The 19,863-nt window shown below is 58.3% G+C and carries 17 protein-coding genes and 2 pseudogenes; 10 read left to right on the forward strand and 9 right to left on the reverse strand.

Translation table 11 applies throughout. From position 1 onward, the window contains the following. Positions 1-99 precede the first annotated feature (99 nt). The 4 genes from BN1800_RS07765 (at position 100) to BN1800_RS07780 (ending at position 4,930) form a co-directional block, all read left to right on the forward strand. Entirely contained in the window at positions 100-1,062 is a 963-nt protein-coding gene (locus BN1800_RS07765) for a glycosyltransferase family A protein (protein ID WP_086996212.1), read from the forward strand. Positions 1,063-1,119: 57 nt separating this feature from the next. Further along, positions 1,120-2,187: a glycosyltransferase family 8 protein gene (locus BN1800_RS07770; protein WP_179213762.1), complete on the forward strand. Its 1,068-nt coding sequence runs from the start codon at positions 1,120-1,122 to the stop codon at positions 2,185-2,187. Between the two features lie 90 nt (positions 2,188-2,277). Continuing rightward, positions 2,278-3,729 carry an oligosaccharide flippase family protein gene (locus BN1800_RS07775; RefSeq protein ID WP_179213763.1) on the forward strand — a complete coding sequence of 484 codons (1,452 nt, stop codon included), beginning with the start codon at positions 2,278-2,280 and terminating at the stop codon, positions 3,727-3,729. A gap of 271 nt (positions 3,730-4,000) precedes the next feature. Then, positions 4,001-4,930 (forward strand): hypothetical protein, encoded by a 930-nt coding sequence (locus BN1800_RS07780; protein ID WP_143533909.1) that lies wholly within the window; start codon positions 4,001-4,003, stop codon positions 4,928-4,930. 72 nt (positions 4,931-5,002) lie between these two features. Here BN1800_RS07780 and BN1800_RS07785 read toward each other — a convergent pair whose 3' ends face one another. After that, the gene (locus BN1800_RS07785) at positions 5,003-5,704 is read right to left on the reverse strand and encodes a sugar transferase (RefSeq protein ID WP_086996223.1); all 702 of its coding nucleotides are present in this window, start codon (positions 5,702-5,704) and stop codon (positions 5,003-5,005) included. 435 nt (positions 5,705-6,139) lie between these two features. Between BN1800_RS07785 and BN1800_RS07790 the strand changes: the two genes are divergently transcribed. The 6 genes from BN1800_RS07790 to BN1800_RS07815 all read left to right on the forward strand — a co-directional run bounded on the left by BN1800_RS07790 (position 6,140) and on the right by BN1800_RS07815 (position 14,208). Further along, positions 6,140-6,373 (forward strand): exopolysaccharide production repressor protein, encoded by a 234-nt coding sequence (locus tag BN1800_RS07790; RefSeq protein WP_086996285.1) that lies wholly within the window; start codon positions 6,140-6,142, stop codon positions 6,371-6,373. A gap of 215 nt (positions 6,374-6,588) precedes the next feature. Next, positions 6,589-7,737, forward strand: coding sequence for an NAD(P)/FAD-dependent oxidoreductase (locus tag BN1800_RS07795; protein ID WP_086996227.1), 1,149 nt, complete (start codon positions 6,589-6,591; stop codon positions 7,735-7,737). Positions 7,738-8,269: 532 nt separating this feature from the next. Then, complete coding sequence (locus BN1800_RS07800) at positions 8,270-9,868, forward strand: FAD-dependent oxidoreductase (RefSeq protein WP_179213764.1); 1,599 nt, start codon at positions 8,270-8,272, stop codon at positions 9,866-9,868. 250 nt (positions 9,869-10,118) lie between these two features. Next, positions 10,119-11,534 (forward strand): FAD/NAD(P)-binding protein, encoded by a 1,416-nt coding sequence (locus BN1800_RS07805; RefSeq protein ID WP_244564465.1) that lies wholly within the window; start codon positions 10,119-10,121, stop codon positions 11,532-11,534. 690 nt (positions 11,535-12,224) lie between these two features. Further along, positions 12,225-12,410 (forward strand): hypothetical protein, encoded by a 186-nt coding sequence (locus BN1800_RS40200; RefSeq protein WP_143533911.1) that lies wholly within the window; start codon positions 12,225-12,227, stop codon positions 12,408-12,410. A 301-nt stretch (positions 12,411-12,711) separates the two neighbouring features. Continuing rightward, entirely contained in the window at positions 12,712-14,208 is a 1,497-nt protein-coding gene (locus tag BN1800_RS07815; RefSeq protein WP_086996290.1) for a DegQ family serine endoprotease, read from the forward strand. 74 nt (positions 14,209-14,282) lie between these two features. Here BN1800_RS07815 and BN1800_RS07820 read toward each other — a convergent pair. From BN1800_RS07820 to BN1800_RS07855, 8 genes and pseudogenes are all read right to left on the reverse strand, one after another. Beyond that, positions 14,283-14,555, reverse strand: a pseudogene (locus tag BN1800_RS07820) (type II toxin-antitoxin system RelE/ParE family toxin). Next, positions 14,556-14,832: pseudogene (locus BN1800_RS07825) on the reverse strand (CopG family ribbon-helix-helix protein). Positions 14,833-15,081: 249 nt separating this feature from the next. Then, positions 15,082-15,240 carry a hypothetical protein gene (locus BN1800_RS41970; protein ID WP_210191274.1) on the reverse strand — a complete coding sequence of 53 codons (159 nt, stop codon included), beginning with the start codon at positions 15,238-15,240 and terminating at the stop codon, positions 15,082-15,084. 37 nt (positions 15,241-15,277) lie between these two features. After that, the gene (locus BN1800_RS07835; RefSeq protein WP_086996236.1) at positions 15,278-15,796 is read right to left on the reverse strand and encodes an RES family NAD+ phosphorylase; all 519 of its coding nucleotides are present in this window, start codon (positions 15,794-15,796) and stop codon (positions 15,278-15,280) included. Further along, entirely contained in the window at positions 15,789-16,160 is a 372-nt protein-coding gene (locus BN1800_RS07840) for a DUF2384 domain-containing protein (protein ID WP_027511663.1), read from the reverse strand. Before BN1800_RS07840 ends, BN1800_RS07835 begins: the two co-directional genes overlap by 8 nt. Before the next feature lie 62 nt (positions 16,161-16,222). Continuing rightward, positions 16,223-17,011: a crotonase/enoyl-CoA hydratase family protein gene (locus BN1800_RS07845; RefSeq protein WP_027511664.1), complete on the reverse strand. Its 789-nt coding sequence runs from the start codon at positions 17,009-17,011 to the stop codon at positions 16,223-16,225. Next, positions 17,011-17,880: a hydroxymethylglutaryl-CoA lyase gene (locus tag BN1800_RS07850; protein WP_086996242.1), complete on the reverse strand. Its 870-nt coding sequence runs from the start codon at positions 17,878-17,880 to the stop codon at positions 17,011-17,013. The genes BN1800_RS07845 and BN1800_RS07850 overlap by 1 nt, the downstream gene beginning before the upstream one ends. After that, positions 17,880-19,859, reverse strand: a complete 1,980-nt coding sequence (locus tag BN1800_RS07855) for an acetyl/propionyl/methylcrotonyl-CoA carboxylase subunit alpha (protein ID WP_086996245.1) — start codon at positions 19,857-19,859, stop codon at positions 17,880-17,882. Before BN1800_RS07855 ends, BN1800_RS07850 begins: the two co-directional genes overlap by 1 nt. Positions 19,860-19,863: the final 4 nt, after the last annotated feature.

Genomic DNA, 19,863 nt, shown 5'->3' on the forward strand with positions numbered 1-19,863 from the left:
AAATCAGATTCTCTGCCAGACCATTATTGACTCGCATCGCCTGAACTATAACATAGCCTTAGTGCTTAGTTGGGTTTCCTTCACGTGGGGGAATGTAGAATGTCCTTGCCACTTGTCGCTGTTGTGACCCCGACGTATAATGGCGGCCGGTTCTTGGCTGAAACGATGGAATCCGTCCAGCAGCAAGATTGGCCAAATCTTGTTCACATCGTTCTCGACAACAATAGCAGCGACAATACCGAAGAAATCGTCTCCGCCTATTTGAACAAGCGCATCCCTGTCCTTTGCTTCCGCAATGACAAGACGCTGGATCAGCGTGAAAACTGGACGAAAGCTTATCGCCTGGTGCCTCGGGACGCTGTCTATGTGCGCTATCTGTGCGACGATGACACGATCAGCCCGACGTCGATCTCGAAGATGGCGGCGCTCGGCGAAACCTTTCCGAATGTCGGGGTAATCGGCAGCCTGCATGAGTGTGCGGGTGCCGTTCAGGATTTCTTCTGGCCGCCCGGCAAGCCGGTTTTTCCCGGGAAGGACGCCATGCGTATGGCGCTGCTGCGCCAGGGCATTTTGATGCCGGTCCAGATGATGTGGCGCCGGCGCGTGACTGACGCGCTCGAACCGCTTTTTGCCAGCGCCATGGACGGCAGTTGGGACCTCGATACGGTCTTCCGGATGCTGGCGATCAGCGATTTCGGTTTCGTGCACGAGGCGCTTGGCTTTACCCGTGTACACGAGAATACGGTAACCGCCTTACATTATGCCGGCAAAACCCGCGCCTGGACGCGCGATGGCCTTGATCTCATCATGCGCCACGGCCCGATCGCCTTCGGGACCGACTACCGCCGTCAGCTTCTTGCGTTTCGCCGCTATTATGTACGCCGCATTCTGACCTGGTGGCGCGAAGATCGCGGCCGCGACCATCTGCAACCCCATTTTGATGCACTGGCAAGGGCCGGCTTTGGTGTCAACGGCATGCTTGTCGTCGATGCCGTGCTGGACTGGATTTACGTCAAGCTTGGCATGCGCCGCGCATGGAGCGGATATCCGGGCTGGCAATAGGCAGCACACGTTTCGATGAAATGAGACCGGAGCATGAGGCTCCGGCTTGGAGGGGTAATGAGTGATCCCGCATTTGAAGGCAATCTGGCATCTCGTGCCATAGGCGCCTTGCCGATGAAGACCGCCAATTTCCGGTCAATCGCCGAAGGCTTGAACGGCCGTGCCCTTGCCGAGCCTCTGCTTGAGGCAGCGATGCAGCGATACAGCCGCCCGCGCCCGCCCGCCCCGGAGGTGGTAATCGCCTTTGGACTCGATACCGCTTACCTGCCGCATGCAGGTGTTGTGCTGGCGTCGCTTCTCGCTAACGCGCCGGGCGCAAAATTCCGCTTTCTGGTCGTCCATGATGGAATTTCACCCCAAGCCCGTTCGACCTTCGAACGCTGTGCTGAAGGACACAAGTTCGATTGGCTCGAGATCAAAAGCTCGAGCGTCCTTGCAATGCCCGGCCAACGCCATATCAGCCGCGCCGGCTACTATCGCCTGATGCTTTCCGAGCTTGCCCCGCCGGATATCGATCGAGTCCTTTATCTCGATGCCGACCTCGTCGTCATGGGTGATATTAGGGAACTCTACGCCACCGATCTGGGCGAGCATGCAATCGGTGCGGTCTGCGACGTCGGCATGGACGGCGAGGCGTTCGCCGGGCGTTTTCAGCTGCAGCCCAGGCGCCTTGGCTACTTCAATTCCGGCGTGCTGTTGATGGATCTCACTAAGCTGCGCGCCAGTGACGATCTTTCCAAAGTCATCACTGTCTTGGAAACGCGCATCGGCGATATGGAGTATGGCGATCAGTGCGCGCTCAACGTTGTCTTCTGGAGCCGATGGAAGCGGCTTGATATTTTGTGGAACGTCCAACGCCGAATGCTGATGCCGCAGGAAGGCAAGCCCTGCTATGCAACCGCAGCCGAAATGAGAAAAGGGCGCAGGCCAAAGATCATCCACTTCACGGAGCACAACAAACCGTGGTCGACGGACGGATGGCATCCGTTGATCTGGACCTATTACCGCTATCTGAAAAAGACCCCGTATCGGGCGCAGGTCCTCAAGCTTGGCGAGGTCCATTTTATCAAGGACCTGCGTCGGCGCATCAAGACCATCTTCAACTGGTACCGGTTGCAGGCGTGAGGGGCGCCTGCTTTTCCAGCCGCCCATGCTTGACTATGATCCGTGGCGGTGCGACTGCGTCGGTTGCGCCTTGCACAGATGGGATGGTCCATGTCTGAAACGTCGCTGGCAACGGCACTTCGAAATGGCATTGCCTGGAATACCATCAACGCGATCTTTTCGCAGAGCGCCGGGTTTATCATCTTTCTGATCCTTGCGCGCATGCTGGAACCTGCCGTCTTCGGGGCAGTCGCGCTCTCTGCTGTTGTGGCCGACTTCATCGCCAATGACGGCCGCTATGCCGGCATGGACGCGATCCTGCAGCGTGGTAATTTCGACAAGAAGAGCTTGAACGCAGCGTTCATTTCCTTGTCTTTGGTGGCCACACCCTTTGCACTCCTTCTGTTCATGGCTGGGCCTTTGTTCGCTGACTTTGAGAACGCGCCGCTGGTTGCTTACTACATGCCGATTTTTGGCCTTCTTTTGTTCTTTACGCCTTGGCTGTCGGTGATGGATGCCCTCATAATGCGTGAGCTGGGCTTCAAGACGTTTGCTCAGCGCAATATGATTTCGACCCTTGCGGGCGGAATCACCGGTATCACATTGGCGTTCTCACCGCTGGCGATTTGGGCGCTGCCTGCTCAGCGCATTATTTCGACAATGGCGGTTGTTCTCTTTGAGTTTCGTCATACCGGTTGGTTTCCCGGGCGCCATACCGAAAAAGGCGCGTGCCGTGAAGTTCTTCGCCGCTTCCTGCCCCTGTGGATGGTCGCTGCCATTAACATCTCCATGCAGCGCGCTGCCATGTTGGTGTTCGGCATCCGCTTCGATGGCGCGACCGTGGGCTTGTTCCGGGCTGCCGACAGGATCAGCGAGTCGCTGCAAAATCCCCTGGTCAGCCCGCTCTTTGCGCTGTGGTTTCCGTTGATGAGCAAGGTGCGCGGCAACCTTGCGGCGGAAGGCGAAGTGTTTACGGCCATCATCCGAACCGCTGCCTTCGTGGCGCTGCCGGCCTTTACCGGACTGATCGTCGTCGCCGATGATGCGGTGGCGTTGCTGTTGCCTTCGTCCTATGCCGGGGTTGCGCCCATTCTTCGCGCCGTGTCGATCACCTCGCTGATGATCCCGCTTGTCTGGTTCAACCCCATTGCAATGAACGCACTTGGCCTGAACCGCATGTCGCTGCAATATTCTATCGCCGTTGCCTTGACTTGTATCGGTGCGCTCGTCGTCATACCGACAAGCACGGCAGGCGCTGCGATTTTGGTGATGTCGTCGCCGGCGCTCGTCTATGGCGTGATCGGTAATGTCTTGTTACTGCGTCGGCTGAACCTGAAGGCAAAGGCGCATTACATGGGGCTCGCGCCGGCCGCGGCGGCGGCCCTCGCCATGGGCGTCGTCACATACTACGTGCAAGCAACAACATTGGCTGGGATGCACCCTCCCTTCCGCCTCGCAATCTCCGCGAGTCTCGGCATGGTCATCTATTTCGGCTGGCTCACCTGCTTCAGCAGGAGATGGATGATCGAACGTATCCAGCTCCTGCTCGGGCGGGGCAGATGACACGTCTCGTCGCAGACAGGCGATAACCCGACGCAAGCTTCACCGCCTATCCTTCTTCTCATTCGAAAGCGGGAGAGCGGCATGAAGAAAGCAACGTTGCTGAACGCCACCGGGGTGTCGATGCTCCTCTGGCTTCTTATCCTGCTCGCGGTCATCTGTCTGCTTCGCTAGTACAAACAGGCAGGATCGGGGCCAAAAGCTGCTCCCGACTCGCTTTCAATCGCGGGATAGAGATCGGCAGATCAACTGCGAGATTAATCTTGAGGCATTTATGTCTCATTATCCAAAGAGCGTAACATCCCGACCCTACAATCGAAGTTTTTATCTGGATTTTAGTTGGATATATCTCGATACTGTTGGCGCCTCCAATGGTGTTATAGTGATGTTACTCAATGATGCAATATTTCCCGCCGTTCAGGCAGCATCGTCTCGCATTCTCGACAGGATTTTGGTCTGCGAGAGCGCTGAGCTGTCATTTTTGTACTTTCACCATAAGACGCGCTTCGTCCTTATCATTTGCACACCGGGCGCACCGGCAAGGTGCGAAATCATTGAAGACTTTGAGGAAAAAACCGGGGCGACCGCCGACAATTACTTCCGCGATTTTGCCGGGGCTGTGCTCGAAGTCAGATCCAGCGAACTCGGGCTTTATCAGACATCCGCAATTTCTCCGGCAGAGGGCTTGGCAAATGGTGCGGTCGGGATCGCAAGGCGTTCTGCGCGACGCAGCGACGCGCTTATCGTGGAAAGGCTGACCGCCGCAAGCTTCCTGATCGGCCAGTTGCTCAAAACGTTCACCGAGATCGCAAGCAATGTACCGCAATACGACGCGCTGCCCGGGCTTGTCTTACATCGAGCCCTTGACGCGCTGACCATCCTTTTTGATCTGCGGGTATCTTCATTGCGTAGTTTCGACGGCATTGAAGGCCATCGAGAGCGACTGCTGATCCTGATCATCGCGCTGTCGACCATGGCAGCGAGCGCAAAAGAGTCCGAGGCCGTCAGCGTCGAAATCGCAGCCGGGGCAGCAGACACATCGGTGACTTTCATCCAGAAAAGCGCCGCACTGCTGTCGCCATTCATGAGCGGCCGTGACGCGGCCATCCTGAGGCTCGCCGTCAATGGCCTTGGCGCGCGGCTTTCGCTTCAGCGTGATAGCCAGACCAATACTACGCGCGTACAGCTCGTCATTCGCCAGTGAGGGCTCAACACAAACAGGTCACTCGCTTACGCGCAAGCACGGTGCTGAACCGTGCCGCCATGAGCGATCTCCTCAATGATTGAGCTGAAATCTTTCGGCCTGGAACAGACCGCTAATCGCGCGAACCAGAATCTTCAGATCACCCACAAAACTCCACTGGGCCGCATAGGAAGCAGCCGCCGCTTCCCAGTTCCTGGCGCCGTCCGCACTGGTGCGGCAATCGCTGATCATGCCCGGTCTGCAAAACTGTGCCGACACGTTGCCCCTTTTGACGTCGCTGCGATCAACGGGCAGCGATGGCGGACCAACAAAGCTCATGTCACCGAGAAGCACATTGAGAAGTTGCGGCAGATCATCAAGCCCCGTTCGATCAAGAATCCGTCCAACCGGCGTCACCAAAACATCGTCCTTCAACGTTGCCGTCATGATCCAGCTTGCAAGCTCGTCTGGATGGCGCGACAGATGCTGGCCAAGCCGGAGGCGCCAGTCGACCGGCAATTTCCGGAAGCTGTAGCATTCAAAACCCTCTCCCCCGACTGATCGCCGTTTTTCCGCGGAAAGCATTGGACCGCCATCGGTCAAGCGAACAAGCAAAGCGATTGCAATCATCAGTGGCAAAAGGCAAAGGATAGCAACACACGCCAGAACGGCGTCAAAAATCCGTTTCTGTGCACCGCCCGCAGGCTGCGGGACGTGTCGATCCCTGTGATTACGCGAAGCATCGGCAAATTCGGCATCGTACTTCATTTCTGATGTCCCCACAGTACTGGCCATTTAAATCGCACTGATTAGTATTTTTCAAGAACAATCTGATGTATACCCCCGAAATGATGAACTACGTCCGGGGATGCGTACGCTACCGTACGTAGCGTTGCGTCAACCTCGATTTGCATGGTCACATTTTATCGCGCACATAGACTTCTACTCTTCACGAAGATTCATTAGCCTATCATTTGTAAACTTTATTCTTTCGGATTACTGACAAGTTTTCGACATTTTCGGCATAAGACACCACGAAATATCGCTTTTAACGACTTTTTAACGACGACATCTTTTTGACATCTTGTCTGTTGAAGTTCCAAGGGGCGCATTAAGCATGACAACACTGCATCGAGGAACCAAGTTATCTCCGACCGTGCGCAGTATTGCGCGACGATAGAAAACGGCCAGGGTTCAAAATGCGCATCGTGAGGCGGGATGGGGGAGTTCATGTACGCACCCAAGGTGTTTGTTTCGATGGCCGCCGTGCTCATCGCCTTCTTTTGCGCGATGTTATGGACGCAAGACTCCGTCCTCAGCGCGTTTGCCGATAGCCTTTTATGCGCTGTCCTGATCCAGATGGGCTATTTTCTCGGTGTCCTGTTTCTGGTCTGGCACGAGGACATGTCCAGGCCTGCTCGCGCCCTTGATATTCCGGGCAAAGCGGTCGGCCCCCGATCCTGATGCGGGACCCTCATTGTCTCCGAGCAGCTCAAGGTGTGTGATTGTCCAGATCGGTCGAGGGGTGATGTGTTATCCGCTTTACCGTGACGAAAATCTGCTGCGCTTTGCACGCTGCACAATTGACTCCGTTGCTCACCGGTAAGATGAAGGAGAATGGTTCATGCGTGGTGGCGGGCAAGGCCCAGCGTACACGGTTGGCGTGAGATGAAAGCCGGATGAGCAGATTTTTTGTCGACGCCATTGTCGTAGGCGCAGGCGTCATCGGCCTGGCGGTTGCCCGCAAGCTCGCGCTTTGCGGCCTTGAAACCATCATTCTCGAGCGCTCGAACGCAATCGGCACAGAAACCTCGTCCAGGAACTCCGAAGTTATCCACGCTGGTCTTTATTACCCGCAGGGTTCGCTTAAGGCGACGGCCTGCGTCGAGGGCCGGGCGGCGCTTTACGACTACTGTGCCCGTCGCGGCGTGGAAGCGCGACGCGTAGGCAAGATCCTACTTGCAGCAAGCCCCGAGGAATTGCCCAAGCTTGAAGCGATCGCCGCTGCGGCCAAGCGCAATGGCGTTTTGGATCTCGTTCCACTCTCACCGAGCGACGTCGCCAACCTTGAACCGGAGCTGCATTGCGCTGGCGCGCTGTTTTCGCCATCGACGGGCATCATCGACAGTCACGGTTACATGCAGGCGCTGCGCGACGATTTCGAAACCGCCGGCGGCATGCTCGCCTTCAACACGCCGGCTGCGGCAATCACGTGCGGTGGCGCGAAGATCGGCCTGACCACGGGCGGAGCAGAGCCGGCCGAAATTGAGGCGAGCTTCGTGGTCAATGCCGCCGGCCACGGCGCCCCCGGCCTTGCAGCGAGGACGGCAGGGCTTTCCCGCAAGATGGTGCCGTCACAATGGTACGCCAAGGGCAACTACTTTTCGCTTTCCGGGCGTCAGCCCTTTGCGCACCTCGTCTACCCAATGCCCGACCATGCCGGCCTTGGGGTCCACGCAACGGTCGACCTCAACGGGCGCTGCCGTTTCGGACCCGATGTCGAATGGGTCGATGAGAACCATTCGCTCGATGTTTCTGCCTCCCGCGCGGAACAGTTTTACGGTGCGATCCGCCGCTATTGGCCAGGTTTGCGCGACGGCGCCCTGCAGCCGGATTATGCCGGGATAAGGCCGAAGCTTCACAACGCAACCATGCCGATGCCGGACTTCCGCATTGACGTGCCGCACCTGCATGGTGTCAAAGGCTTGGTCAACCTGTTCGGGATCGAAAGCCCCGGCCTGACGGGATCGCTTGCGATCGCGGATATGGTTGCGGTCGCGCTTGGAGTTGCAAGCAACAAAGAAGCGCCGACCCCTTCGCAACTTTGATCGCTAAGCGGTTCTCGTGCTCTATTTGCCTGAAAGAAGTTTACACGCGGCCGTGTTTAGCGCGCGGAGGGAGCGGTATCTCTTCCACCCGAAGACCCACTGTAGGTGCCTTGGCGATAAATGCCGGAAATGATCATTATCGGAATTCCGATCCTTCCGACGCGTCATATCGAAAATTTCCGAGTACACCGTCGCAAGTATTATTAACTTCATACTAGTAATGTAACTATCTTTACACGCAATGATCGTAGCCAATATTGATTAAATTCCCCGTTTCAATCATACTAAAATGGTGCATTTTTAGATATACATAACGTGATTGAATACTATTTCAAACTTATGATAGTAAATAAATACCGCAAGAACTTCAAAACCAAGCTACCGCATCTTTCGTGAGAGTCATTGGGATTTTTAATCCGAAATCTTCGTGACTCCACACCAGCATGCTCTTTTGCATTAAATGCATTGCAACATATCGCACCATAGCTAACATTGTGACGGGGCCGCAATGATTTCAGGACGTATTGATGACATGCCAGGTGACATCGATGTCCTCATCGTCGGATCCGGACCCGTCGGCCTCACCCTTGCCAAAGAGCTTCGGCAGGCCGACAAGCGCGTGCTCGTTGTTGAGTCGGGCGGGTTAGACCCATCTGCGGCTTCGAATGAACTCGCGGGCGCTTTAATCCTGGAGCCCGCCACCCACGACGACGTCCGCATCTGCGTCTCGCGCCAATTCGGCGGAACAAGCAACCTTTGGACCGGGCGATGCCTTCCCTTTGATCCGATCGACTTTGAAGATCGATTTCCCGATGGGCGGTGGCCCATTTCCTATGACGAGATACGACCGTTCTACGACCGTGCTGTTGAATACGCCAACTGCGGCCAGGGGTTCGTCGATAAAGCACCACTTGCGTCGGTAGACGCCCGTTTCGAACTAACGCACCTTGAACGTTACAGTCGTGATCCGAAACTGTTTCGCGCGAGCCTTCAGCAATTCAGCAAGGATAGGGGACTGACAATCCTCCTGAACACCACTGTCGTGGATCTGGTCCTGACGGAAAACAGCAGCGTCAGCCATGTCGTGGCCCGTCACAAAAACGGTCTTGCCTATCGCATTTCATGCAAACTCGTGGTTCTTGCCTCAGGTGGGCTGGAAGCGGCGAGACTTCTGCTCAACATCCAGCGGCGTCACCCGCTGATGTTTGGGGGGCCTCATGGAGCGCTCGGCCGTTACTACATGGGCCATCTTTTCGGGCATATTGCTGCGCTCAGATTTTCGAACAGACCGGCCGAGGCACTTTTCGACTTCCACCGGGACGAAACAGGCGCATATGTGCGCAGACGCATCGTGCCGAGCGATATGCTCATCAACCAGCATCATTTACCAAATGTGGCGTTCTGGCCCGACGTGCCGACCCTTTCAGATCCGCAGCATGAAAGTGCCTTTTTGTCCGCCGCTTACCTTGCCTTGAGCTTTCGTCCACTCGGACGGTTCCTCACGCCTGAAGTCATCCGCCGGCATCATGCAAGCCGTCTTGATGCAATCGCCGGCCATCTCAAGAACCTCGCCGCTAACCCGACCGAGATTGTCAGGCAGCTACCAGGCTATCTGCGCAATCGCTACGGGCGAAGCGCCAGGAAGCCTGGCTTCTTCATCAATAACAGCCGTCGGACGTACAGGCTCGCTTTCCATGCCGAACATTTCCCAGACAGGCAAAGCCACGTGCGTTTGTCTGACAGTGTCGATGCTTTCTTCGTGCCGCGGCTGACGATCGACATGCGCGTGCCTGACGAGAATATCCGTGCACTCGTTCGGACCCATCGAGTCCTGAATGACTGGCTCGAAAAAAATGACCTGGGTCAACTCGATCTGAATCGTAGTGACGATACGCTTGCAAGCGCCATCGCTACGCGCATCCGCCACGGCACGCATCAGATTGGGCTGACGCGCATGGGAACGAACCGCAACGACGCCGTCGTCGACGCGAACTTGAAGATCTTCGATCTTGCTAACGCATATATTGCGAGTTCTTCTGTCTTTCCGACGTCGAGCCAGGCCAACCCAACATTGACAGCAATCGCCCTTGCAATTCGCCTCGCGCAGCACATCATCCAGCCGGCGCCCTAGGTTTCCCTTCTGGTGCATACCTCCGAAGCCTAAAGGGGTTTCATTTGCGAACTTCGACTTTGTCGATTGCCGAGAGGAGTTTCAACTAGCCTCGGTGGGGCAGCTTAAGGTGGGGCAGCTTAAGGTTCCGATTGATCTCCATAAATCTTATAGATTATTTTACTGCGACGGCGCCAAAATATCGGCTAGGCCGAGCCACAAAGATGCGTCAAGCTCCTCCCAAATCTCGAACCCAGTTGGATCAGCAGCAGTGACGAAAAACGAAACGGATAGCGTCAAAAGACCCGCCGTTGCCATTGTCGGCGGCGGCTTTTCCGGTGCGGGTGTCGCCTATCACCTGGTAAAAGCCATGCCGGACACGTTGCCGCGGATCATCGTCTTCGAACCACGCTGGGAAATCGGCCGCGGACTTGCCTATGATACGCAAGATCCGGCCCACCGCATCAACGTCCCTGCTGCGCGCATGAGCCTGCTGCCCGATCTGCCGGAAGATTTTCTCGATTGGGTGGTGGAAAATGACGCCGTTGCCGACGACCGGGAAGCGTTGTGGCTGAATGGCAATCTCTTCCCGCAGCGGCACCTCTTCGGCGCATATGTCGCCGCGCGGCTGCGCCCAATTGTCTTAAGCGGTGCGGTGCAGCACAAAAAAGCGATCGTAACAAAGGTCTCGTCCGGTTCGGACGGCTGGTTGATAACGGATAGCAATGACGAGGACACGCGCGCCGATTTTCTTGTGATCGCGACAAGCCATCCCGCGCCCTCAGCACCGCGCAGCCTTTCCGCCGCATTGGCCGGTCACCCGCGCTTTGTTGCCGATTCGACGCGACCCGGCGCACTCGATATCATTCGCCCGGACGACCGGGTCCTCATCGTCGGCAACGGGCTGACATCTGCCGATATCACCGCATCGCTGACGCGCAGCGGGCATCATGGACCGATTACCTCGATTTCCCGCCGCGGCCTTCGTTCGCGCGGCCACCCACCCTGCCCGCAGGAACCGTTCGGCGATTTCCTTTCCGCTCCGGCCGCAAGTGCTGCTGCACTCCTCCGGAACGTTCGTAAAGCGATCGATCAGGCAGCCGAAATCGGCGAAAGCTGGCACGCGGTCATCGATCAGGTGCGCAGCGACGGCCATGAGATCTGGCGCAATCTGCCGGTCGCCGAACGGTGCCGCATCGTCCGCCACTTGCGGCCTTACTGGGATGTCCATCGCTTCCGCGTTGCGCCGCAGGTTGAGGCCGTTCTTGAAAGCGCCATTGCCGAAGGGCGGCTCGAGGTTCTTGCCGCTTCCGTTGCAAGCGTCAAAGTCGACGGCGAGGCGATCGATGTGTTGCTTCGCCGGCGAACCGGCGAGCATGTCGAAAAACGCTTCGACGCTGTGGTCGTGACCACAGGTCCCAGTCATGGCGGTATTCTCGAAAGCCAGCAATGGCTGCATACGCTCAATCAGAGCGGTTGTGTTCAGCTCGATCCGACCGGCCTTGGCATCGCCTGCAATGAGAGTTCGGAAGCAGTCGGCAAGGACGGTCTATCGAACGCGTCCCTATTGATTTCGGGTCCGCTTGCGCGCGGCACGTTCGGTGAACTGATGGGTCTACCGCAGGTGACGGACCATGCAGTCTTCGTTGCTGCCGAACTTGTAAGAAAACTTAACATGTTCAGGTAGCTCACTTTTGCTGGGAATTCGATGATTGACTAGGACCAAAGTCTGGCCGCTCCTCAGGCTTCAGTCCGATTTCCTCTCCGGAAAATATGATGCATGTTCCGCGTGACCTGAAGCGCACTGTTCGGTATGCCGCGCGACAGGTTAAGGGCTTTCCTAGTCCGCCGACTAGGGAGGCCCCTTTATATGCCATGCTCGCCGCCTGGGCCGTCTGGCGTGTTCATGGAGCGGAATCACGCTTATCATAGAAGAGCTTTCAAAGCGTTGTCTTCAACACCGGCGAGCGCCTGGTTATGCAACTGCCGCCAGATTGGCTGATCGTTCCGATCAGAGCTGTGGCTTCACCTCGCCATCATATGTCCCTTCATCACGTCTTCATGATCGATGTCCCATATGTGGACGGCGCAAATGCATCCGTCTGCCGCGTCTGTCCGATTGCCGCGATTTCGATGATCGCCATCCCGCTCGGGGATTGTGAGAATCAAAGGTGGCATGCTCACCTTCCGTGTTCCTTCCAAAATGCCTTTCCTGGGTCGTCCGCGGAAACGACGAGAGAAGGGCTTTCTGTCTTTCAAGTCGGTCGATAAGGCGTCCGCCCGCTGGAACTGGCCTCTGCCGGCTCTGCAACTTTCGTCAGAAAGCAGCGTTCGGCGCTTTCGGAGAGGCGAACGGGCGGCATCAGCCGACCCGGCGATGCCGAAGTTCGGCGGCTCAAAGATCATTTGGGCCTTGTCAAGCACGTCGTACCGGATCGACATCTTCACCATGGTCAAGCCATTGGGATACGACGTAACCCATGACGTCAAAGACGAACTGGTGGCAATTGCTGCCGAATTGCGCAAGTCTTTGCCGCAGCGACGTACGTTTCTCGGACGTTAGGCTCGATTGCAAAGTAGCAGTCACCTCGAACACTCATGTTGCGCTTGCGCTTGCGACATTAAATCTCTGTAATTATTACATTTTTGAAATGAAACCGTAAGGACATTTAATTTGTAAACACGGCCCGGTCGGAGCATATCTCTCCAAGACGCCAATTCTTGAGGCCGGCGATATGCACCGGATGTCTTGATGGTTTTCCTAAGAAGACGAAAGAACTGGCGCCATGTTTCGCCCGACGCCCGCGTTCCCCGCATGGAACTAAGACGCCGCCATGCAGCATTTCCGCAAGGGACTTTTCGCCATGTCAACGATCCTCTCCAAGCATCGCACCGCAGCGCTGATCGGCGCAGCTTTTATCGCAGTCACAGTCGCCCTGCCGTTTGCCATCAACGCATCCAACGCCGTCGCCGGTCCGGCCGGAATCAATGGGGCGCTTGCCTCCAGCGGCTCTTTCGCCTCAGTCGTCGATGCCGACAAGCCTGCTGTCGTTACCATCACCACGACGGTGAAAGCCGACGCCAGCGCCGGCGACGACCAATCTCCGATGGACGAGCAATTCCGGCAGTTCTTCGAGCAGCAAGGCATACCGTTTCCGAAGCAGGTGCCACAGCACCAGCAGGGCGAGCGCGCCATGGCGCTTGGCTCCGGCTTCATCATCAGTCCAGATGGCGTCATCGTTACCAACAATCACGTGATCGACAATGCTTTGGACATAAAGGTGACACTGGATGACGGCACGGAGCTTCCGGCCAAGCTGGTCGGTACCGATGCGAAGTCCGATGTCGCCGTTTTGAAGATCGAGGCTCCGAAACCGCTTGCAACGATCGCCTGGGGCGATTCCGACCAGTTGAAGCTCGGCGACCAAATCCTGGCTATCGGCAATCCCTTCGGCATCGGCACGACGGTGACGGCCGGTATCGTATCGGCGCGCGGCCGCGATCTGCACAGCGGTCCTTATGACGATTTCATCCAGATCGACGCGCCGATCAACCGCGGCAATTCCGGCGGTCCGTTGGTTGATCGCGATGGCAACGTCGTCGGCATGAATACGGCCATCTATTCGCCGAATGGCGGCAGCGTGGGCGTCGGTTTTGCCATCCCGTCCGACGAAGCCAGGGCGATCGTCGCAAAGCTTCAGAAGGACGGTTCGATCGCGCATGGCTATCTCGGCGTGCAGATCCAGGCAGTCACCAAGGATGTTGCCGATGCCGTTGGGCTCAGCGCCGCGCAGGGTGCCCTCGTCACAGCCGTAAGCGGCGCAACTCCGGCCGCACGCGCCGCTGTCAAGACGGGCGATATCATCACCGCTGTCGGACGCGAAACCGTGAAAACGCCGAAGGATCTCTCGCGTCTTGTCGCCGACATGTCGCCAGGCGCCAGAGAGACGCTCACCGTCTGGCGCGACGGCCAGAGCACCGAGCTCACCGTCACGATCGGCGGCAACGACACAGGCGAGAAGGAGGCAACCACTGGGGAAAGCAGCGGCAGAACACAAGCCGGTCCGGGCATCGGGATTGCTCTTGCCGATCTGACGCCACATACCCGCGAGGAATTGAACCTGCCGAGAAGCGTCACGGGCGCGGTTGTCGCCAGCGTCAACCCAGGCAAACCGGCAGCCGAAGCAGGCATTCAAACGGGCGATGTCATCGTTTCGGTCAACGACAAGACCGTGCAAAATGCAGGCGATGTGAAGAACGCCGTTACCAACGCTGCAAGATCCGGCCGCAAGTCGGTGCTTCTGCTTGTCGAACGCGGCGGCAACAAGATCTTCGTTGCCGTGCCATTCGCGGCTGCCTGACGCGGGACGCCCGGGCCACTATCGCCCCCGCTTCCACCGGATGCGGGGGCGTTGCCGCTTGGTGGTGTGCGCTTCTATCGATTCTCACGCGGATGCCAAAACCGCAAGACATAGATGACCGGCAGTTGGATTTCATAGCGGAGCTCGTAGTGGCCAACGAGAATGCGGCGGCCCCGCGGATCGAACGCCTCGAGCCGCTCACCAAGGCGCGGCTGTTCGAGCAGGCGTGTCGGTGTAGCGGTTGGTGATTGCACGGTCCGGGCCGCCGCTTGTCGATTGACCGGGGCGAGAAAGTCCTAGAGGCGGGCGAGATCTGAGACCGCTTTGCTCGTCCACTTGAGCTCCATTCACCGAGGCAACGAAATCGGCGTCGCTGTCGAGGCTATCAGCCCAGGCCTGGACGGACTGATGGTCGATGGCGTTGCCGTTGTCGACGTCGGTCAGCGCCTCCAGCGTCAAACGCCGACGCTCCTCATCCTGGTCAATCCATGCGGTCAGGGCTTGCTAGACGATCCAGCCACGCGAACGTTCAAGCCGCGCCGCGAGTTGATCAACCTTTTGCGCAAGCGGAAGCGGCACATGCGCGGTCAGCACTTTAGTTTTCCATCGAAAACTCCTCGTCAAGCGCCGTTAATCACAGCGATTAATTCTGATTATGTCCATCCGTTTGCAGGCTGCTGTTGTCGCACATAGGCCAATGTCGAGGCGCAGCACTTATCGACATACACGATCAGAAACGATGAACTTCAATGGTTTTCTCAAGATTTTGCGCCCAGATCAGCCGCGGCACTTAGGAATCTCCGCATCCTCACCCGACTCTAGCTTCGCCAGCCAGGCATCTGCGTCCTCGAACGACTGAAGCAGATGTGCTCGCTAATGGTCCTCCCAAGTACGCATGGCGTCTTCCTTGAATGCATCTCGCTTTTCCTCGCGCTCGACGCACTGCGCGATGGCTTCGCGCATGACCCAACGCGAACTACGCGCGTTAATCTCATGGAATTCCTGCCGAGCGGCTAATGCATTGAGTTCCATGCGTAATTACGTCTCGATCCTCCAACGCGTCCGCAGGCTACAGCCAGGAGGCCGATGATTTTGGCAGTCTGCCCTCTGGATCGATTGCGCGAAGTTCTGGTGCTCCGGGCATATTCCATCCCCACAGCGCGACGCATGTGCCGCCATGCGACATGAAGGACGGATAGATCACGCCGTGATATCCCGATTCAAGCAGGCGTTCGCGCAACCGGTGGGTCTCCGGCACCTTGCCCTGATCCATCAGCATCCGCCATTCACAACGATGGATGTCCGCCGGAACCTCAAATTCGCGAAGAAGCCCTGGATCTGTCGTGTCCGCAAGGCAAGCGCCTCTAAGCTCCAACTGCACGATCATCGCCGGATGCTGGACGAAGCCCTGGTTGTACTCGGCCCAGGCCGTCGACAACTCGCAGGCCGCATAGATCGTCGGGGCGCCGACCGGATTCCACCGGCCACCGAAACGGCTGCCGCCCTCGCCGGAAAGCGGCGCGTAGGCCCATCTGGGAACAAAGGCGCGCCAGAGATGCACGATGGCGCCCGATTGCACCTCAGGCATAGACGCCGGAGCGGACTGCTTCGAGATAGGCGAGAACGCGGTCAGGCTTGCCTTCACCGACAAGATCAAACGCCGTCTTGCCGCCCCAGCCGGGAATTGGTTGATGCTTGAACCAGATGACCGCGCGGCTTTCATCGCCGGTCATTTCGCTTGCCATCGCAAGAATGCGAACGACGTTGCTCAGCGCGCCATCCACCTTGCGGGCGCTCGACTTCGCCGTCAGCGTATTGCGCGCCACCCCGATCAGCCGAGCGAGCTCGGAAAGCGTCACGCCAAGTTGCTCGGCGACCCGTCGGGCGGACAGAAACGACGAATGTTCATCACCGAACCGGGCAGCGACATTACTGAAACCCGTGGCTGCCATGATAAGCATCCTCACATAGTTTGACCTCACCTAAATCAAAATAGGCGCAAAATACGCTCAATTCAAGCATCGCGACGCCAGGATGGACTCCGGCGTTCGAAGAAGGCGGCGATGCCTTCGCGCGCCTCTTCCGTTTCCCAGGTGTCCGCCAATTGCTTAATAACGCTTTCGACGACCGTGTCCGTGATCGGCATTCCAAGCGAACGTCCAAGCATTTTGGCTCTTGCCGCTGCCTCGGGCGATGCTTTCAGGAAATGCGCGACTTCGGCTTCGACTGCCGCATCGAGATCCTCGGCGTGTACAACATGCTCAACCAACCCGGCAGCCTTTGCCTCCGATGCGCTGATCAGTTTACCGGACATGAAGAGCGGCCGGGCGGCACCTTCGCCGATCCGGGCGATGACGAAGGGGCTGATCGTCGCCGGGATGATACCCAAACGAACCTCGGTCAGGCCGAAACGCGCGCTTTCGGCGGCGATCACCAGATCGCAGATGCTGAGAAGGCCGACACCGCCGCCAAAGGCGTTGCCCTGGGCACGGGCGATCATCGGCTTCGGAAGATCGTTCAGCGCTCGGAACATCGTGGCAAGCCGCCTTGCTTCGGAAATCCGCTCGGCGCGTCCGGCATTAAATTGCGCGCGCATCCAGCCAAGATCACCGCCCGCGCAAAAACTTGCGCCCTCGCCGGCAAGCACGATAACCCGAACGCCGCGGTCGGTACCCAGCGCCGTTGCTGCCGCGATCAGTTCATCCATCATCTCGGCCGAGATCGCGTTATGCTTTTCGGGCCGCGCAAGCGTCAGCCGTGCGACGCCGCGGGCGTCGATGTCGATGCGAAGCGCTTTTGGCATCACCGCTCACTCCTTAACGCGCGGGCAAAGGCCGCTGCCTGCCGCAGCTTATCTTCCGCCAGCCCTGTCGAAAAACCCCTTGCCGCCAGATGCCGTGCAACGGCCATCGTGTCGACATTGCCCTTTGCGCCCGGCGCATAAGGACAGCCCCCGAGCCCGCCGATCGAGGCATCGACGACGCGAAGCCCAAGGTCGAGCGCAACGTCGATATTTTCGAGCGCGCGGCCTGAGGTATCGTGAAAATGGCCGGCGAGCATCGCAGCCGGCGCCTCATCAAGCACGGCCGCGAGCATCCCCGCTACGGCTTCCGGTGTTCCGCGGCCGATCGTATCGCCAAGGCTGATCTCATAGCACCCCAGTTCCCTCAGCCATGCCGTGGCCTTCGCGGCATTGGCGGGCGGTACGGTGCCTTCATAAGGGCATTCGACGACGCAGCTGACATAGCCGCGCATCGGAATGCCGTGCTCGCGGCTTGCCTGCGCGACTGGGCGGAAACGGTCGATGCTTTCGGCGATCGAGCAATTGATATTATGCTGGGAAAAGCTTTCGGAAGCTGCGGCAAAGATCGCGATCTCATCCGCCTTCGCCGTAAGCGCCGCCTCAAAACCCTTCATGTTGGGGGTGAGCACGGCATAGCGCACGCCGGGTTTGCGGCGAATACCGGCCATCACGTCAGCAGCGTCTGCAAGCTGCGGTACCCATTTTTCGCTCACGAAACTCGTCACCTCGATGCGCTCGTAACCGCAATCGGACAGCATATCGACAAGCGCAATCTTGTCCGCTGTCGCAATGAACTGCTTCTCGTTTTGCAGACCATCACGCGGCGCCATCTCGACGATCGAGACATGTTCCTGATGGGAAGTAGTCATCATGCCTCCCCGGCCTTCAGTGTCACAAGGACGGCGCCCTCGGAAACCTGCTGGCCCTCGCCCGCCTGAACGCTTTCCACGATGCCGTCCCGCACGGCCGTCAGCGTCAGCTCCATTTTCATGGCCTCCATGACGATCAGCGGTTCGCCCTTCGAGACGACGGCACCTTCGCTTGTCCGCACGATCTTGATGAAGCCCGGCATCGGAGCAATGAGACGATCGCCAGCCTCCGCTTCCAAGGCAGTACCGTCCAGCGGATCGGCAAGCGCAAAGAGATGCAAGTTGCCATCAAGCCTCAAACACAGCCGATGCGGACCGCGCTCGATCCCGACCGACACCTGCCTGCCATCGGCTTCCACCTGCAACCGGTCGGCATGGCGGCTGATGATCCTGATGGGGATCACGCGATGGCCGTCATGAACGGCGAACATGTCAAAGCCCCGCGCAACGACCCGCAGATTTGCAAGACCGCCTGCATGGTCCAACGTCACAACGCGCTGCATCTCGCTCCAAAGCTGCCAATGGCCGAGCGTATCCCAAGGATCAGAGCCTGGCCTTTTTCCTTCCAACGACAGCACCGCCGCAAGCGCAATCACGGTGTCTTGAGCAGTCGGAATTGCCGTCAGCGTTTCAAGATTGCGCTCGATCAAATCAGTGTCTGGATGGCCGGAGACGAAGTCCTCCTGACGGCTCAGATTGGCGAGAAAGCCGATATTGCTCACCGTCCCGCCGATGTGCGAGGCCTGCAGTGCCCGGGTCAACGCCGCCAGTGCCGCGCGGCGGTTCGGACCATGCACGATCATCTTTGCGATCAGCGGATCGTAATGGGCAGAAATCCGGTCACCTGCCCTGACGCCCGCATCGATCCGCACGCCGTCCTCCGGAAAACACATCTCATCGATCACGCCTGTCGCAGGCAAAAAGCCCCTTTCTGCATCCTCTGCGTAAATGCGCGCCTCGAACGCCCAGCCGTCGATCTTCAGCTCGGATTGCTTCTTCGGAAGCGGCTCACCCGCTGCCACGCGCAATTGCCATTCGACGAGATCAACGCCCGTAATCGCCTCCGTTACAGGGTGCTCGACCTGCAGGCGCGTGTTCATCTCCATGAAGAAGAAGCGGTCCGGCCACAGCCCGTTCGAGACATCGGCGATGAACTCCACTGTACCGGCGCCGCGATAATCGATCGCCCGGGCCGCGCGGACAGCCGCCTCGCCCATGGCGCGGCGCATCTCGGCCGTCATACCCGGGGCTGGCGCTTCCTCGATGACCTTCTGGTGGCGCCGCTGCAGTGAACAATCGCGCTCGAAAAGATGGACGACATTGCCGTGCCGGTCGCCGAAAACCTGGACCTCGATATGGCGCGGCTGAAGCAGGTACTTCTCGATAAGAACGGCATCATCGCCGAAAGCCCCCTTCGCCTCGCGCTTGGCTGCATCAAGTGCTGCTGAAAAGTCTTCCGCCCGGTCGACGCGGCGCATGCCCTTGCCGCCGCCGCCGGCCCGCGCCTTGATGAGGACGGGGAAGCCGATCCCGGCTGCCTCGCCCGCCAAAAGGTCGGGCTCCTGACTCTCGCCGTGATAGCCGGGCACGATCGGAACGCCGGCGCTTTCCATCAGGGCCTTGGCGGCATCCTTGCGGCCCATTGCCCGGATCGCCAATGGCTGCGGGCCGATGAAGACTATTCCTGCCGCCTCGACAGCCTCGGCGAACTCGGCATTTTCCGAAAGGAAGCCATAGCCCGGATGGATCGCCTGGGCTCCTGCCCTTTTCGCCGCCGCGACAACGCGCTCGATCGAGAGATAGCTTTCATGGGCCGCCGCACCACCGATGCGGATCGCTTCGTCGGCGAGCCCAGCGTGCTGCGCCCCGCTATCGGCATCAGAATAAACGGCGACGGTGCGGATTCCCATTCGGCGGGCGGTGCGGATGATCCGGCAGGCGATTTCACCACGGTTCGCGATCAGGATCTTTTCAAACATTGCC

This window comes from Rhizobium sullae, assembly GCF_900169785.1.
Taxonomy (GTDB): domain Bacteria; phylum Pseudomonadota; class Alphaproteobacteria; order Rhizobiales; family Rhizobiaceae; genus Rhizobium; species Rhizobium sullae.

Coding starts and splice junctions, on each gene's coding strand:
- BN1800_RS07790 (WP_086996285.1), top strand. CDS start 6,140: ATGTACGCACCCAAGGTGTTTGTTTCGATGGCCGCCGTGCTCATCGCC.
- BN1800_RS07800 (WP_179213764.1), top strand. CDS start 8,270: ATGCCAGGTGACATCGATGTCCTCATCGTCGGATCCGGACCCGTCGGC.
- BN1800_RS07795 (WP_086996227.1), top strand. CDS start 6,589: ATGAGCAGATTTTTTGTCGACGCCATTGTCGTAGGCGCAGGCGTCATC.
- BN1800_RS07835 (WP_086996236.1), bottom strand. CDS start 15,796: ATGCCTGAGGTGCAATCGGGCGCCATCGTGCATCTCTGGCGCGCCTTT.
- BN1800_RS07785 (WP_086996223.1), bottom strand. CDS start 5,704: ATGGCCAGTACTGTGGGGACATCAGAAATGAAGTACGATGCCGAATTT.
- BN1800_RS07770 (WP_179213762.1), top strand. CDS start 1,120: ATGAGTGATCCCGCATTTGAAGGCAATCTGGCATCTCGTGCCATAGGC.
- BN1800_RS07765 (WP_086996212.1), top strand. CDS start 100: ATGTCCTTGCCACTTGTCGCTGTTGTGACCCCGACGTATAATGGCGGC.
- BN1800_RS07850 (WP_086996242.1), bottom strand. CDS start 17,880: ATGACTACTTCCCATCAGGAACATGTCTCGATCGTCGAGATGGCGCCG.
- BN1800_RS07780 (WP_143533909.1), top strand. CDS start 4,001: ATGTCTCATTATCCAAAGAGCGTAACATCCCGACCCTACAATCGAAGT.
- BN1800_RS07855 (WP_086996245.1), bottom strand. CDS start 19,859: ATGTTTGAAAAGATCCTGATCGCGAACCGTGGTGAAATCGCCTGCCGG.
- BN1800_RS07815 (WP_086996290.1), top strand. CDS start 12,712: ATGTCAACGATCCTCTCCAAGCATCGCACCGCAGCGCTGATCGGCGCA.
- BN1800_RS07840 (WP_027511663.1), bottom strand. CDS start 16,160: ATGGCAGCCACGGGTTTCAGTAATGTCGCTGCCCGGTTCGGTGATGAA.
- BN1800_RS40200 (WP_143533911.1), top strand. CDS start 12,225: ATGCCGAAGTTCGGCGGCTCAAAGATCATTTGGGCCTTGTCAAGCACG.
- BN1800_RS41970 (WP_210191274.1), bottom strand. CDS start 15,240: ATGGAACTCAATGCATTAGCCGCTCGGCAGGAATTCCATGAGATTAAC.
- BN1800_RS07775 (WP_179213763.1), top strand. CDS start 2,278: ATGTCTGAAACGTCGCTGGCAACGGCACTTCGAAATGGCATTGCCTGG.
- BN1800_RS07845 (WP_027511664.1), bottom strand. CDS start 17,011: ATGCCAAAAGCGCTTCGCATCGACATCGACGCCCGCGGCGTCGCACGG.